This window comes from Rhodanobacter sp. C01 (assembly GCF_002001045.1).
Classification (GTDB): domain Bacteria; phylum Pseudomonadota; class Gammaproteobacteria; order Xanthomonadales; family Rhodanobacteraceae; genus Rhodanobacter.
In genome coordinates, this window is the sequence record NZ_MUNR01000009.1 from 33,000 (window position 1) to 49,073 (window position 16,074).

General features: G+C 64.0%; 14 protein-coding genes. 1 reads left to right on the forward strand and 13 read right to left on the reverse strand.

Annotated features, from left to right (window positions below):
* Positions 1-166: 166 nt before the first annotated feature.
* Together B0E50_RS06160 and B0E50_RS06165 are read right to left on the reverse strand one after the other, a co-directional pair.
* Entirely contained in the window at positions 167-769 is a 603-nt protein-coding gene (locus tag B0E50_RS06160) for a YdbL family protein (protein ID WP_077440328.1), read from the reverse strand.
* Positions 770-818: 49 nt separating this feature from the next.
* The gene (locus B0E50_RS06165; RefSeq protein ID WP_077440567.1) at positions 819-2,840 is read right to left on the reverse strand and encodes a hypothetical protein; all 2,022 of its coding nucleotides are present in this window, start codon (positions 2,838-2,840) and stop codon (positions 819-821) included.
* A 45-nt stretch (positions 2,841-2,885) separates the two neighbouring features.
* Here B0E50_RS06165 and B0E50_RS06170 point away from each other — a divergent pair, with 45 nt between their 5' ends.
* Entirely contained in the window at positions 2,886-3,623 is a 738-nt protein-coding gene (locus tag B0E50_RS06170; protein WP_077440329.1) for a response regulator, read from the forward strand.
* Between the two features lie 24 nt (positions 3,624-3,647).
* On the opposite strand, the gene recO is transcribed toward B0E50_RS06170, so the two are convergent.
* The 11 genes from recO to B0E50_RS06225 all read right to left on the reverse strand — a co-directional run bounded on the left by recO (position 3,648) and on the right by B0E50_RS06225 (position 15,820).
* Complete coding sequence (gene recO / locus B0E50_RS06175) at positions 3,648-4,358, reverse strand: DNA repair protein RecO (protein WP_077440330.1); 711 nt, start codon at positions 4,356-4,358, stop codon at positions 3,648-3,650.
* Positions 4,359-4,383: 25 nt separating this feature from the next.
* Positions 4,384-5,325 (reverse strand): GTPase Era, encoded by a 942-nt coding sequence (gene era / locus B0E50_RS06180; protein WP_077440331.1) that lies wholly within the window; start codon positions 5,323-5,325, stop codon positions 4,384-4,386.
* Between the two features lie 132 nt (positions 5,326-5,457).
* Positions 5,458-6,117: a ribonuclease III gene (gene rnc, locus B0E50_RS06185; protein ID WP_077440332.1), complete on the reverse strand. Its 660-nt coding sequence runs from the start codon at positions 6,115-6,117 to the stop codon at positions 5,458-5,460.
* 3 nt (positions 6,118-6,120) lie between these two features.
* Positions 6,121-6,504: a DUF4845 domain-containing protein gene (locus tag B0E50_RS06190; protein WP_077440333.1), complete on the reverse strand. Its 384-nt coding sequence runs from the start codon at positions 6,502-6,504 to the stop codon at positions 6,121-6,123.
* Between the two features lie 170 nt (positions 6,505-6,674).
* Entirely contained in the window at positions 6,675-7,586 is a 912-nt protein-coding gene (lepB, locus tag B0E50_RS06195; protein ID WP_077440334.1) for a signal peptidase I, read from the reverse strand.
* A gap of 45 nt (positions 7,587-7,631) precedes the next feature.
* Positions 7,632-9,425, reverse strand: coding sequence for a translation elongation factor 4 (lepA, locus tag B0E50_RS06200; protein ID WP_077440335.1), 1,794 nt, complete (start codon positions 9,423-9,425; stop codon positions 7,632-7,634).
* Positions 9,426-9,586: 161 nt separating this feature from the next.
* Positions 9,587-11,059 carry a Do family serine endopeptidase gene (locus B0E50_RS06205; RefSeq protein ID WP_077440336.1) on the reverse strand — a complete coding sequence of 491 codons (1,473 nt, stop codon included), beginning with the start codon at positions 11,057-11,059 and terminating at the stop codon, positions 9,587-9,589.
* 183 nt (positions 11,060-11,242) lie between these two features.
* The gene (locus B0E50_RS06210; protein WP_077440337.1) at positions 11,243-11,929 is read right to left on the reverse strand and encodes an RseA family anti-sigma factor; all 687 of its coding nucleotides are present in this window, start codon (positions 11,927-11,929) and stop codon (positions 11,243-11,245) included.
* 11 nt (positions 11,930-11,940) lie between these two features.
* Positions 11,941-12,534 carry an RNA polymerase sigma factor RpoE gene (rpoE, locus tag B0E50_RS06215; RefSeq protein ID WP_174575028.1) on the reverse strand — a complete coding sequence of 198 codons (594 nt, stop codon included), beginning with the start codon at positions 12,532-12,534 and terminating at the stop codon, positions 11,941-11,943.
* Positions 12,535-12,751: 217 nt separating this feature from the next.
* Positions 12,752-15,313 (reverse strand): bifunctional diguanylate cyclase/phosphodiesterase, encoded by a 2,562-nt coding sequence (locus B0E50_RS06220; protein WP_077440339.1) that lies wholly within the window; start codon positions 15,311-15,313, stop codon positions 12,752-12,754.
* Between the two features lie 12 nt (positions 15,314-15,325).
* Positions 15,326-15,820, reverse strand: coding sequence for a hypothetical protein (locus B0E50_RS06225; RefSeq protein ID WP_077440340.1), 495 nt, complete (start codon positions 15,818-15,820; stop codon positions 15,326-15,328).
* Positions 15,821-16,074 lie beyond the last annotated feature (254 nt).

A 16,074-nucleotide genomic window follows, 5' to 3' on the forward strand; every position in this document is an offset into this window, starting at 1 on the left:
TTGGACGGTTGAGGCCGCGAGGGCTGGCCGCCGATTATCACAGATCGGCTCGGATGGCGCCCGCAGGTGCTAGCTGCAGGAGCGCACCCTGTGCGCGATGGCTCCTCTCGAGAGACGGTGCAAGAGCATTCGCGCACAGGGTGCGCTCGTACACAGGCACCCTGCTTTATTTCTTCTGCCAGGCGCCGGCGGCGTCCTGGTAATACCAGCCCGCACGCGCCTTCTCGATCCAGCCCTTGGCGAAGGTGGCGCGGATCTGCGCTTCCCACTCCGGATGGTTGTTGGCACGGGCGATTTCACGGTACAGCGCGGCGCGGTCGCGGTTCTCGTCCGCCACGGTGGCATTGGCCTGCGCGCGCTGGTCCAGCGGTATCTTCGTGGCATCGCGCACGGCCACCATGCCGTCATTGGTGAAGCCGACCGCACCACTGTCCAGCAACGCACCCAGCGCTCCCTGGAAGCGTGCATGCGTGCGCCCACTGATCGCCTCGGTGGTGCTGTTCTGGATGCGGATGTCTGGCGTATCGGCGGCATAGGCTGCCGGGACAAGCAGATCGAGCAGCATCGCCGACGGCGGCTGGCCATGTTCGTCGGCAGCGGGTTTCTGCGGCTGCGGCGACACGGTCTGCCCGGCATCATCCAGCACATTGCCGATGAACTGGTCGGCCGCCTTCTGCGCCGCCGCTTCCGGGAAATACACGTTGATGGTGACGCAACCGGCCAGCGCCACGGCCAGCGAGGTCAGGACGACGTAGACGAGCTTGCGCATGGCGTATTCCGGCAATGTAAGGAGATGAAGGGAACAGACGCGACCACGGTCAGCGGACTTCCGGGGGCGTGCCATTGATGGCTTCGCGCAGCCGTCTCACCAGGGTCGGCCAGTCGACCTGCGTCTGGTGGCCGATCACCTGCAGACGCGGCAGGCCACTTCCCTCGACGATAGTGTAGCCGTCGCCTGCAGCTTGCAGGCCACCCATCTGGCAGACGCTGCCCTGCAAGCTGCAGCTGAGGCCGATCCGGCTGTAGCCGAAGGTCTTGAACAATTTCAGCATGGCACCCTGCAGACCGCCGGCCACGCCACCACCGCCGACGGTGGTGAGGTTGTTCACGGCACGCTGGCTGATCCGCCCTCCGCCATCCGCAAGCAGGCTCGCCTTGAAAGCCACCGGATTCCAGTCGACCAGTCGCAGGCCGTTGATCGAGCCGTTCATGCGGCCGCTGATGTTGCCGAAATCGAACACGCTGGTGATCGCACCCAGGTCGAGCTGGCTCAGCGCGATGTCGCCGCTCAGCACCGGGTTCGCCCCGAACGGTTGTTGCAGCGAGAGCTGCGTGATGTCGACGAAACCGCCAAACAAGGTGGCTGACAGGCCACCCTGCAGCTCGAAGCGATCATCGACCCAGCGCAGCGAGGGAATCGCGCCACCGAGCGTGCCTGGGAAAGCCGGCCAGCCCATCGCGCGGCTGAAAGCGGCCATGTCGACGCCGGTCAGCACCAGCGAGGTTTCCAGCCGTTGCCCTTTCGCCGCTGCCGGGCGCCAATCCAGTTCGCCCACCCGCAGCTGGCCCTTCAGCACCGGCACCTCCAGCGGCTGGCGCAGGCCGAGCACGCCGTTGCGGCTTTGCCATTGCGACTGCGCTGCACCGTTGACTATCCGGTAGAACTGCAGGCTGCGCCAGCCCAGCGTGGTCGCCGGTCTTTCGGCATCGGCCGCCCAATCCAGTCCGCCATGCAGGCCGTCGATCGCGAAGTTGCCATTCGCATCGGCCAGATCCAGGTTGTCCGTGTCGAAAGCAAAACCGTGCAAACCGTCGGCGCGCAGATCCAGGCTGGCGCTCAGCTGGCCGGCGATGCCCATGCCGTGCAGGCCCATTGTGTCCAGCCAGGCCCTGCCGTAACGCTGGTAGGCCGCCGGGAAGCTGGCGTGCAGATGGTCGAATTTCAGCGTCTTCAGTTCGCCCTTTGCATCGAAGGCCAGCGCACCGTCGAGCTGCAATGCATCGGGATCGCTCATCCGCAAGCGGGGCACATCGAATGCGCCGCCCTGCACGTTGGCGTGCAAGCCGAGCTGGATCGCGTGTTCCGGCAACTTCGCGTAGAGCGGCCCCATCAGCAACTCGCCGCCGTGCAGGTTGCTGTCCACATCGATCGATGCCGGGCCATCGGCGGTATCGAGGCTGAAGCGGCCATTGCCGTTCACGCCGCGCCCGGCCAGCGTGCCGGTCGGGGTATCGAAACCGATGCCGTTGAGGGTGAACTGCCCCGACGATTGCAGGCCCACATCGCGCAGATCCAGCGCCAGCTCCGCATCGAGCTTGCCACCTGTAGGGCGACCCTTCCAAACGGTGCCGAGCAGGCCCTGCAGCCAGCAGGCCGGAAGATTCTTCAGGCTGATCTGCGCGTGGCTGAGCTGATCCAGCGGCAAGGCGGTGTTCGCCTGCGTCTTGCCTTGCAGGATGTCGACCAGCAAGGTGTTCGCCGACTCGCTCAGCTGGATGTTCACATGGGCATCGCTGAGCGCCCCGCCCGGCGCGCCCGTCAGGCGCAGCTTGCCGTCGAAGATCCAGCGCATCTGCTCGTCGCGCTGCAGGCTGCCGTCGAGCCCCAGACCCAGTCGTTGCCAGCCCATTGCCGGCACGTCCGCCATGGCAGCACTCAATTGCAGGTGCATGCCCCCCATGACATCCTCGCCGATCCTTGCGGTCACCTGCTGCAAGCGGACGCCGGGCACGCTGACCACCTTGGCGGTCAACAGCACATCCGCCCGTGCAGGCGCGAGCCAGCCGACTCCCAGCAGCAGGCAGCAGTACAGCAACAGATGGCTTGATGTGGAACGCATGTCACGCCATTCTGCCAAATAACGCTGAACGACACGGATTTCGTCATGCCCAGCCATTCAGATATGTCGGCCACCGCCCCTGTCAGTGCCACGCCTCCACGCGTGCTGGTGGCGGATGACGACCCCGCCAGCCGCCGCTTCCTGTGTGACGGGCTGCGCTCGCTGGGCGCACATGCACAAGCCTGCAGCGATGGCATGACGGCGCTGGCGCATGCCCGTGCCGAGGCTTTCGACCTGCTGCTGCTGGACTGCCGCATGCCGGGAGCGGGTGCGCTGGAGGTTTTTACAAGGCTATGCAAGGACCCCCAGGCCGGTTCGAGCGGATGCATCGCCGTGGCCACCACGGCCGAACTGGCACCACCTGACCGCCAGGCGCTGCTCGCTGCCGGCTTCAGCGAGATCCTGCTCAAGCCCTGCGGGTTGGTCGATCTGCAGCGAATGCTGGCCTTGACCCAGCCGGAGGGCGCCGACGCGGCGGTACTCGATGATCAGGCTGCCCTGAGCAGTTCCGGTGATGCCAGCACGATGCATGCGCTGCGCTCGCTGCTGCACGAGGAACTCGTCTTGCTCGACCGGGAATTGGAACCGCTGAGCCGGGACCCGGTGGCCTTCGGCGAGCGGTTGCATCGGTTGCGCTCGTCCTGCGGTTTCTGCGGCGCCGCCGCGTTGTCGACCCGGACCATCTGGCTGCAACAGCAACTGGCACAGCATGAAGTGCAGCCGGCGGCACTGACCCGTTTCCGCAAGACGCTGCTGGCGACCCTGCAGGCACTGCGTCGCTGATTGCGCGAATTGCGCCCGACCTGCTCAGCGGCGCGATACCGCCATCGCCAGCACCCGCCAGGCGCGCAGTTCGCCGCCGCCCAGATGAAAGCGGATCACCTCGCGCATCAGGTCGCGCAGGCTTTTCAGGCCAGGAGCCTCGGGTGGCTGGTCCTGCGCCAGCGCCAGTAGATCGCTGCCGCGCACGGCACGCACATGATTCGCGGCGCAGCGTATGGCCCCCTGCTCGACCTCGTAGCGATAGTGCGCGGCCGGCTCCAGCGGCTCGCCGGTATCCGATTCGTACTGCAACTGCAGGCCATAACCGAGCGCGTCCAGCAGGTCACGCTCGAAACGGCGCAGGCTCCACGCCAGCGGCTCGTTTGCAGCCAGCCGCGCAAGTGTCTGCGCGTAGGCGTCGAACAGTGGCATGAGCGGGTCCTGCCGCTCGGTCAGGCGCACGACCAGTTCGTTGAGATACAGCCCGGCCAGGCCGGCGTCACCGGGCAGGCGCAACGAGGTACCGACCGTCTCGACCGCCGTCAGCGTGGCCATCTCGCCACGCAACAGCAGATCCATCGCCAACGGCTGAAACGGTTCGAGCTGGGCGCGCCTCAATCGTGCCCGTTCGCCGCGTACGCCGCGAGCGACCACACCCAGGCGGCCATGTTCGCGGGTCAGGCATTCCAGCAGCAGCGAGGTCTCGCGGTACGGGCGCGCGTGCAGGACATAGGCGGGTTGCTGTTCGAGGCGCATGGCGCTTGGCCAGGAATCCCGACCATCAATCCGTGTAGCCGAACTTCTTCAGCATGTTCTCGTCGTCGACCCAGCCCTCACGCACCTTGACCCACAGCTTGAGGAACACCTTGCGCTCGAACATGCGCTCCATGTGGCGCCGCGCGCTCGTGCCGATCGCCTTGAGCTGGGCGCCGCCATTGCCGATCACGATCGCCTTCTGGCCATCGCGTTCGACCCAGATGATGGCGTGGATCTCGGCGATGCCGTCCGGGCGGTCGCTGAACTGCTCGATCTCCACCGTGGTGGCATACGGCAGTTCCTGATCGAGCCGCAGCATCAACTGCTCGCGCACCATCTCGGCCGCCAGGAAGCGTTCGCTGCGGTCGGTGATCTCGTCATCACCGTACACCGGCGGCTGCACCGGCAGACGCTTCAGGATCGCCTGCTCCAGTTCCTTCAGGCCTTGTGCCTTGAGCGCGCTGACGTAGTGGATTTCATCGTAGCTGTGCTTCGCGACCAGATCGGCCACGAACGGCAGCATCACGGTCTTGTCCTTGTTCAGATCGACCTTGTTGATCACCAGGAATCGCGGCGACGACTGCTCGACCAGCGCGGCGTACAACGCCTCGTCCTCGTCGGTGAAACGACCGGCCTCGATCACTTGCACCACCAGGTCGACATCGCTGATCGCCGAACGCGCGGCACGGTTCAGGCTGCGATTCATTGCACGCTTGGCGCCGCGATGCAGTCCCGGTGTATCGACGTACATGATCTGCCCGGCATCGCTGTTGGCAATGCCGAGGATGCGATGGCGGGTGGTCTGCGGGCGTGGACTGACGATCGACAGGCGAAAGCCGATCAAGGCATTCAGCAGGGTGGATTTGCCCACGTTGGGGCGACCAGCCAGCGCCACCAGACCGCAGCGGAAATCCTCATGCGGCAGGCTGCCGGCCGTGTCTTCGGCGGAATCCGGTTCGTGGTTCATGGCAGGACGTACTCGGCAAGTCGGAGGGTAAGTGTAGTGCTTCGCCGGGAACCGCATGGCACCGGCAAACGGTTTACGCGCATGGCGCGGCAGGATGGATCGCCCTGCCCATGTACTGGCAAGGCATGGGCATCAGGGTTTGTGCTGTTGTTCCAGCAGCTGGTTCAACACGATCTCGGCGGCATCCTGTTCGGCAGCACGCCGGCTGCCTCCACGAGCCTCGGCGCTGACTGGCAGCGGCTCGACGATGGCGCAGCTGACATCGAACGTCTTGGCGTGGTCGTCGCCGTGACTGGCGATCAACTGGTAGTCAGGCAACGGCCAGCCACCGGCCTGCAGCCATTCCTGCAGGCGGGTCTTGGCGTCCTTGGAGGATCGTCGCAAGGCGGCGATGCGCTCGCCGAACAATCCCCGGATGACATCGCGGCAGGCGTCGAAACCACCATCGAGATACACCGCTGCCACCAGTGCCTCGAAGGCATCGGCGAGGATCGAATCGCGCCGGAAGCCGCCGCTCTTCAATTCGCCGGGGCCAAGCTTCAGCTCATCGCCCAGCTCCAGCTCCCGCGCCAGCACTGCCAGCGCCTGGCCATTGACCAGTTGGGCACGCAGCCGCGACAGCTCGCCTTCGCTGGCCTTGGGGTGCACTTCGTACAACATCTCGGCGATGACTGCACCGAGCAGTGCATCGCCGAGAAATTCGAGCCGTTCGTTGTTCGGCTTGCCGACGCTGCGGTGGGTAAGTGCGAGCTGCGCCAGCGCCGGATCGCGAAAACGGTAAGGCAGATTCAAGGATTACTGACCCACATTGCCCTGCAGCGCCACGCTTTTTTCGAAGTGCAGCAGGAAGGAAATGTTGTACATGAACGGAATCTGCTTGTCGTACTCCACATGCAGCTGATTGGCATCGCCATTGTCGTGCAGGATGGTGATGTCCGCCGGCTTGATGGTGGCGTCGTCGACGTACTGGAAGTTCATCTTGAACGCCAGCTCGCGACGGATGTCATCCAGCGTCTTGCCACTGGTGCCCTCGGTGGCGATCTGGTTCATGGCTTTGACCACGCCCATGTACTCGGAATACGACGGCAACAGCTTCATCGCCATGAAGGCGAAAAAGCCCACTACGGCCATGACGATCAGAAACCCGATCAGGGTGATGCCCGACTGCCTCGATTTCATAGTCCCCTCGCTATGCCGACTGTGCGGCGTGCCCATCTGTCTGGATTTGATCTGACGAATCCCGGCCGGATCGTTCCTGCGTGTCGATTATGCCAGCGGATTCTCGCACTGTTGCATGGCCGGCGTACGGTGTTCTCGACGCCGTCACAGCTTGACTCATCCGGGTCAGGTCAGTGGATCACGGCACCGATACGGGAGAAATCCACGCCGCCGGTGCCCCAACCCTTCCAGCTCATCCAGATCAGGAAGGCCTTGCCGGCCAGGTTCTGCTCCGGCATGCAGCCCCACCAGCGGCTGTCGAGGCTGTCGTTTCGGTTGTCGCCCATCACCAGATAGCAGCCCGGCGGCACCTTCGACGGCACCTGGTCGCCCGGGATCGAATTGGGCGTGTTGTAGGCCGGCATCCGCGCGATGGTGTGGTTGATCATGCGGCCATCCTCACGCGGCAGGTGCTCGTTCCAGACCGTGGCGCCCATGTTCAGCATGAGCTGATCCACCGTACGCTGCGGGTTGCCCAGATACGGACCGATCTCGTCGGCAGTCACCGGCCGGCCGTTGACGACCAGCTCGTCGCCATGCACCTCGACGGTGTCACCGGGCAGGCCGATCACGCGCTTGATCCAGTTCTGCTGCGGCACCGGTGCATGCGGATCGGCGCAGCTCATGTCACCGCTGCGCACCTGGACACCATTGTCCTCGCACAGATAGCCCGGGAAACGGAACACCACCACGTCGCCACGTTTCGGCTCGCCCAGACTCAGGAACTTGTTGTTGAACGCCGGCATGCGCAGGCCGTAAGCGAACTTGTTGACCAGGATGAAATCGCCCACGTCCAGCGTCGGCATCATCGAGCCCGACGGAATCCGGAAGGGCTCGGCAACGAATGAGCGCAACAGCAGCACCACCAGCACGACGGGGAACAGTGAGCGAGCCCAATCCACCGGCATCGGGTCGCTGTATTCCGTACCGGCTGCATCGAGACGTGCCTTGCGCTTCTTGTACAGGAACAGGCGATCCAGGCCCCACACCACGCCGAACAGCACGGTGAGGCCAAGCAGAATCGCCGAAAAATCGAATTCCATGCCTTAACTCCAGATTACCTGTCGGATCATCACTGATCGCGTGCGTTATTTGTCGACCTTCAGTACGGCCAGGAAGGCTTCCTGCGGAATCTCAACCCGACCAACCTGCTTCATCCGCTTCTTGCCTTCCTTCTGCTTTTCCAGAAGCTTCTTCTTGCGGCTGACGTCGCCACCATAGCATTTGGCCAAGACGTTCTTGCGCAAGGCTTTCACGGTGGAACGCGCGATGATCTGCGCGCCGATGGCCGCCTGGATCGCCACGTCGAACTGTTGACGCGGGATCAAGTCCTTCATCCGCTCGACCAGCTCGCGGCCTTTGCGGTCGGCGTGGCTGCGATGCAGGATCAGGCTCAGCGCGTCGACTCGCTCGCCGTTGATCAGCACGTCGGTTCGCACGAACGGGCCGGCTTCGAAGCGCTCGAAGTGGTAGTCCATCGAGGCATAGCCACGCGAGACGGATTTCAGCCGGTCGAAGAAGTCCATCACCACTTCGGCCAGCGGCATCTCGTAGCTGATCTGCACCTGGGTGGCCAGGTACTGGATCGAACGCTGCACGCCGCGCTTCTCTTCGCACAGGGTGATCACGTTGCCGATGTATTCCGGCGGCGTGAGGATGTTGGCGACGATGATCGGCTCGCGGATTTCCTGCACCAAGCTGGAGTTGGTCGGCAGCTTGGCCGGGTTGTCCAGCATCAGGATCGAACCGTCGGTCTTGAGCACCTCGTACACCACGGTCGGCGCGGTGGTGATCAGGTTCAGATCGTATTCGCGCTCCAGCCGCTCCTGCACGATTTCCATGTGCAGCATGCCGAGGAAGCCGCAGCGGAAGCCGAAGCCCATCGCCTCGGAGGATTCCGGCTCGAAGAACAGCGCGGCATCATTGAGGCGCAGCTTGTCCAGCGCCTCGCGCATCGCCGGATAGTCATCCGAGGAGACCGGGAACAGCCCTGCGAACACGCGCGGCTGCATGGTCTGGAAGCCGGGCAACGGCTTGTCGGCCGGCTTGCCCGCATGGGTCAACGTATCGCCCACCGGCGCCCCGTGCACGTCCTTGATCGAGGCGTTGATCCAGCCCACTTCGCCGGCGCCGAGCTTGTCCAGCTTCTTGCGCTTGGGCGTGAACACGCCGACATCGCCCACTTCGTGAGTGCGGCCGGTCGACATCACCAGCAGCTTGTCGCCGGACTTGATCTCGCCCTGCATGACCCGCACCAGCGACACCACGCCGAGGTAGTTGTCGAACCATGAATCGATGATAAGCGCCTGCAGCCGGTCGGTATCACGCGGCTTCGGAGGCGGGATGCGCGCAATGATCGCCTCCAGCACCTCGACCACGTTCAGGCCGGTCTTGGCGCTGATCGCCACCGCGTCGGTGGCATCGACACCGATTACCGCTTCGATCTCGAGCTTGACCTTTTCCACATCGGCGGTGGGCAGGTCGATCTTGTTGATCACCGGCACCACTTCCAGGCCCTGCTCCACCGCCGTGTAGCAGTTCGCCACCGACTGCGCCTCGACGCCCTGCGCCGCGTCGACCACCAGCAGCGCGCCTTCGCAGGCAGCCAGCGAACGGCTGACCTCGTAGGAGAAATCGACGTGGCCCGGAGTGTCGATGAAATTCAGCTGATAGGTCTTGCCGTCGCGCGCCTTGTACGGCAGCGACACCGACTGCGCCTTGATCGTGATGCCACGCTCGCGCTCGATCGGATTGTTGTCCAGCACCTGCGCCTCCATCTCGCGCTCGGCCAAGCCGCCGCAGATCTGGATGATGCGGTCGGCGAGGGTCGACTTGCCGTGGTCGATATGGGCAATGATGGAGAAGTTGCGGATCAATTCCATGGAACGTGGATGGCCTGTCGGGCTTGTTTTCTGCCACCACGCACCATGCATGACAGCGCGTCACCCTCGGGTGACGCTAACCCGGCATTATCGCATGGAACCCGCCATTGCCACCGGATTCCGTGGTGCGGGTGCCCACGGCGGACACCCGCACGTTCGGATCATTTGCCGTCCGGCACGGTCAGGCCGATGAACTGGCTCTGCTCGCCACGACGCACCAGCAACAGCACCGTGCTGCCGCCCTTCACATCCCTGGTCGCTGCCTGGAACTCGGCCACATTGCCGATCTTCTGCTGGTTGACCATCAGGATCACATCCCCAGCCTGCAAACCCGCCTGCGCCGCGACTGGGCCGCTGATGTCGCTGATCACCACGCCCTGCCCCGGATTCAGCCCCAGTTGCTTGCGGGTGTCATTGTCCAGCGGCTGCACAGTAAGTCCCAATGCAGCGGCGCCACCACGCGCCGAGGGTGCCGCTCCGGACCTGGTCGCAGCAGCCTGATCGCGCGAAGTTTCGGCAATGGTGACCTCCAGTGTCTGCTTGCTGCCATTGCGCAGGATCTCGACCGGTACCTTGCTGCCCGGTTTGGTCATCCCCACCAGCGGAGGCAGGTCCGCGGACTGCTGCAGCACCTGGCCGTTGTAGTCGAGAATGACGTCGCCGACCTGGATGCCGGCCTTGGCCGCACCGCTGTCCGGAGTGACGTCGACCACCGCGGCGCCGGCGCCGCTGTCGAGCTTGAACGCCTTGACCATGTCGTCGCTCACCGGCTGCACGGTGACGCCGAGCATGCCGCGCGATACGTAGCCCTTGGTCTTGAGCTGCTGCACCGCGTTCATGGCCACATCGATCGGGATCGAGAACGCCACGCCAAGATAGTCGCCAGTATTGGAATAGATCTGTGAATTGATGCCGACCACCTGGCCCTGCAGGTTGAACAGCGGACCGCCGGAGTTTCCGCGGTTGATTGGCACGTCGGTCTGGATGAACGAGGTGTATGGCTGATCCTGCTGACCCAGGTTGCGTCCCACCGCGCTGACAATGCCCTGGGTCACGGTGTAGTCGAAACCGAATGGCGAGCCGATCGCCAGCACCCATTGGCCCGGCTTCAGGCTACGCGAATCGCCCATGCTCACGGCGGGCAGGCTGCCGCCAGCATCGACCTTGAGCAAGGCGATGTCGTAAGTGGGGTCGGTACCCACCACCTTCGCGGTCAACGTGCGGTGGTCCTGCAGGCGCACGATGACCTTGTCCGCGTGATCGATGACGTGGTTGTTGGTGAGGATGTAGCCGTCACTGGAAATGATGAAACCCGAGCCGAGCGAGGTGTGCTTCTGCTCCTGCGGCGACGGCATCATCGGCATGCCGAAGAAGCGCCGGAACAATTCGGCCTGCGGATCGTCGGGCGTGTCCTGACCAGGCGCCGCCTGGTCGCCGGCAGTCTGGCTCTTCCGGGAAGTCTCCCCGGTATACCGGGCTTCGACATGCACCACCGCAGCCGCATTCTTTTCCACGATACCGGTGAAATCCGGCAACGCCGCAGCACTGGGTGTTGTCTGCGCCTCCACGTTGCCGATGGCGGCAATGCCGATCAGCGCAGAACACGCAAGGGTGCGCAAGATGGAACGATTCATGACTCCTCCTTGGTTGACTCGACCCGAAGACTTCAGGGTTGCATGGCTTTCGGGTTCAATTGAATTCGGACCGCGTGGTATTGGATCACACGCGCACTGCTGCGCCCGACCGATGGACTGGCTGGGCGAAGCAGGCGATGGACGGGAGCAACTCGCGGACAGACACACGCGGCCACTCTTGACTTACTGCGCGCCAGTGACAGCCTGGCGCGCGATATTTGTCGACGTGGCCTGCTGCTGTGCAGGGTCCAGCAGCAACAGGTAACTCCCATCCTTGTTGTCGAGCGTCCGGAACTTGGGCAGCGACGGATATGTCGACAGACGGCGGGTATAGACCGGCTGGTTCACATCGAACGGCGCACCCAGCGTGGCAGACGCCTGCTGGCTGAGCAGGCCGGCTGAATTACCACTCAGCCACGGTGGTACCACGGCCGGGGTAGCCGGTCGGCTGGCCACGGCGGTCTGAGCAACTGCCCGGGACTGCGGCTGGGCAGTCAAGGCGGTGGTGGCGTTGCGTTCGGTGTCGCCAGTCGGCTGGGTGACCATCAGGGCAGCCACGGCCACGCTTGCGGCAATCGCGCCACCGGCGGACCAGCGCAGCCAGTGATGATGGCGTCGGGAAGCAGCCACCGGCATCGACTCTTGTTCGATGGCCAGCATGACCCGGGCGGCAAAACCGGAACTGGCCAGCGGCGGCAATTGCCTGCGCAAGCCGTCACGGGCGACGTTGTACCTCGCCCATGCCTGTTGCAGTGACGAATCGTGATCGATCCGGCGCAGCAGGAAACGCAGCTGCTCTTTCGACAATTCGCCGTCGATGCCGGCCGAAAGGTCTTCCCGGACATTCTTGTTCATATCTGCCTGGTTCATGCCTGTCTGCTTCATCTCTGATCCTCGCGGTCCGACAACAGGGGCCGCAGTTTCTCGTCAATCGCCTCACGCGCCCGGAAGATGCGCGAACGCACCGTACCGATCGGACAGCCCATCGCTTCGGCGATTTCATCGTAGCTGAGACCATCCACCTCGCGCAGCGTGATGGCTGTCCGCAGCTCCTCGGGCAGGGCTTGGACAGTGGAAAACACGGATTGTTCAATTTCCTGGCGCATCATCTCGCGTTCGGGCGTGGCGCTGTCGTGCATGCGCTCGGCGCCGGCCATGAACACGGCATCCTCGGCATCGACATCATCGGCTGGCGGACGCCGCCCCATCGCCACCAGGTGATTCTTGGCGGTGTTCACCGCGATCTTGTACAACCAGGTATAGAACGCGCTGTCGCCACGGAAGGAGCCGATCGCCCGCCATGCACGGATGAACGATTCCTGCGCGATGTCCTCACACTCGGCATGGCTCCTCACATAGCGTGACACCAGCCCAATCACCTTGTGCTGGTATTTGAGCACCAGCAGGTCGAAGGCCCGTTTGTCTCCATTCTGGACACGCTCGACCAGCGCGCGATCCAGTTCGTTTTCGCCCATCCGGGCCGTATCCGTCGTCAATGCCGTTATCCGCTGCGGGAGCTTGTTGGGAACTGAATGCGCCGTTCAGACCGCCGTCGACCATGCAAGTTCAGTAGTGCGTGACCGGTTCAACCATAACGCTTAAACCGTTCACGGGTTGTCATGCCGGAACCCGGGCGCATCCACGCACCCCAGCGTCAGGCCCATGTCTGTTATGGGGACATCCACCACCGGCTCAAGCCGTTTCGGTCACCTGCACATCCAGCAGGCGTTGCCGTTCGGCCAGCAGCTTGTCGAAGCTGACCGGCTGCAACGGACGGCAGAACAGATAACCCTGCAACTCGTCGCAACCATGGCTGCGCAGGAACTGCAGGTGCTGTTCGATTTCCACACCTTCCGCCACGACAGCACGCTTCAGCCGATGCGCCATCTCGATGGTGGCACGCACGATGGCCTCGTCGTCGGGATCGACGCCGATATTGCGCACGAAACTCTGGTCGATCTTGATGCGGTCGGCCGGCAGCCGGCGCAGATAATCCAGCGACGCCGCGCCGGTGCCGAAGTCGTCGATCGCGATATGGCAACCCAGATGATGCAGCCCATGCAGGTTCTCGACCAGATTCGGTGCCTGCTTGATGCTGATGCTCTCGGTGATTTCCAGTTCCAGCAGGGTCGGATCCAGGCCGGTTTCACGCAATACCGTGGTTACCGTATCCAGCAACCTCGGCTCCATCAGCTGCACCGCCGACAGGTTCACGCCCAGACGCAGACGCAAGCCGTAGCGCTGCTCCCACTCCTTGGCCTGGTGACACGCGGTACGCATCACCCATTCACCGATCGAGACGATCAGGCCGCTCTCTTCGGCCAGCGGGATGAACACGGCCGGACTGATCATGCCCTGTTCCGGATGCTCCCAGCGCACCAGCGCCTCCATGCCGACAATGTCCTCGCTTGCGGCGTCGACCTGCGGCTGGTACACCACCCGCAACTCGCCATTGCCCTCGGCGTGGCGCAACCGGGTCTTCAGCGCCATGCCATGTTCCTGGGCGTACTCCGGGCTCACCTCATAGATCTGGAAATTGTTGCGGCCAAGATGCTTGGCGGCATACATCGCCTCGTCGGCGTGTTCAAGCAGGGTCTGTGCATCGCCCGCGTCGTCCGGGAAGAAGCTCAGGCCCATCGATGCAGTGACCTGCAGCTCGGTGCCATCGTCGAGGTACAGCGGCGTCTCCATCCCCTGCACGATCTTCTCTGCCACGCGCAGTACGTCATCGTTCTTGACGATATGCCGCAACACGACGATGAACTCGTCGCCAGCGTAGCGCGCGACCGTATCGGAAGCACGGACGCTGCCGCACAGGCGTTGCGCCACCGTCCGCAGCACCTGATCACCGGCCGCATGCCCGTGACTGTCGTTGATCATCTTGAAGTGATCGAGGTCGACGAACAGCACCGCGAAACACTCGCCGTTGCGGACTGCCTCGCGGATGATCGTGTCCAGCCGGTCATTGAACAGCAACCGGTTCGGCAACCCGGTCAAGGCATCGACCAGACCTTCCGCGCGTCCCTGCTCGCGCGTGCGCCCCAGCTCCAGCACCTGGGCAAAACGGGCCGCGGAGCAACGCAGCACCGGTTCGGTGATGCCCATCTCGCCGAATCCCCGGCGACTGCCAGCCAGCATGGCACCGAGTACCGTGTGCCGCTCGTCGTACAACGGCAAGCCAGCGAAGCCGGCCAGGTCGAGCTGCTGCACCAGAGGATCGATCGGCAACAGCCGCTTCGCGTCGGTCCGGTAGAGAATGGACTTGCCACCCAGCACCAGCTGCAGCGAACTCTGCGCGTGCGCGGAAGGCCATGCTGGCTCATCACCGTTCCACAACTGCAGCAGCTGGGCAGGCCCTTCGGCGCCGTCCTGGCGTGTCGACCAGACAGCCAGGTAATCCAGCCCCAATTCGTCGAACAGCAGACGACCGGCTGCTCCCTGCGCATCGACGCCACTGCTCGAGGCGAAAATGCGCGACAGCAGGGACAACGCCGCCTCGGCACGCAGATCGGCACGGTCGCTGCGGAACATCAGCGCCACGGCATCATGCCCGTGATGGCGAATGCGCCGCGCACTGGCCTGACCGGTATCGGCGCCCTGTGCCGATTTGCGCTGGCACGGATACCAGCTGCGATTGGCTTCAGTCAGCACTTGTTCGAGCGCGATACCCTCGAATCGCAGCACGTCGGACAGTGGCAGTCCTTCCCATTGGCTGGCATGCATCCGACTGTGTCTGGCGACGGTCGGGCTGACTTCCAGCAGGCGACTGCTTCCTGCGTCGACAATCAGCCATTCGCTGTTGCCTTCCTCGAACACATAGCGATAGTCCTCATGCACATCGCTGACGAGTACAGGCACCCTGTGCCGGGCCTGCCGCGCCGTCTGTGAACGTCGCCAGCGAGCCACCAGTTCGGTACCGATCTGCGCAGCCGACAACCAGTCGGTGATACCGGCCGGAAGGTCAGTCGGATTGATCGTCGCCTCATCGGCCAGCACCACGATCAGCGGCGTATCGGATCCACCCGGCAGCCGGCGCAACTGCTCGCAGACGCTGGTCGCCTGCGGCTGATCGCCAGCCAGTACTGCCACCATCAGTTGCAGCGGCGGCAGCGGCGGGCGCCCCTCCAGCAGGATGGCCGCATGCGATACGTCACGCGCGCTGTGGATCTGCGGATAACCTGCCTGATCCAGCGCATCGAACAGGCTGCGGCGCAATTCGCGCTCGGCAGCGACCACCAGAATGCCAGAGTTCATGCGTGCTCCATCTCAGACCAGCCAACGGCCGTCGCGCAGGCGCAGACGCCGCGGCTGGCTGTCACCACTGCTCACGCGTGCCGCCATGTTGCCCAGATGCTCGATCAGCGTCGCTGGCGCATCGATCAGCACGACACGCCGCAGATGCTCCTTCGGTGCACGGGCCAATTGGCGCAGCAAGGTCGCATCCATCGCCGACAACGGCAGTTCCAGCCCGATCAGGAAATAGACACCGAAATGCATGCTCTGCTGCATGTAGCGCAGCGCATTGCCCAGCCGCTGGCAATCGGGCACCCGCACATGGGCGTCACGCAGGCTGCCCAGGCCGGTATCGGGCTGCCACAGATAGACTGCCTGGCCAGTGTGCCTGGCCAGCGTGCGGAACTGGTCGATCAGCGCTTGCACATCCTTGCTGTCCATCACGACCAGGCCGCTGGGTGCAGCCAGGATGCGCTCGAAAATCTCGGCTCCGGCTTGCGTTGGGGCGGAGGCCATCACGGAAGTCATTGCGTCCCCGTCCTGCGGTACTTGTGGCATTGATGAAACCGGATCCATCCCGGGCTTGCGACCGGTCCGGGCGGATCGGTCCCGGCCACGGCATGGCTCATTGAACCATGCCGGACCGCTCGATTATCAGCCAAGCGGCTCGCCCTCTGTCCTGCCGGACCGACCCATCACGCTCAGCGCGGACCGAGGTTTCCGGCCATGGCGCGATTTCATACCCGCCTCCCTGCCCGGTCAAGCACCGCCGTCACATCTCG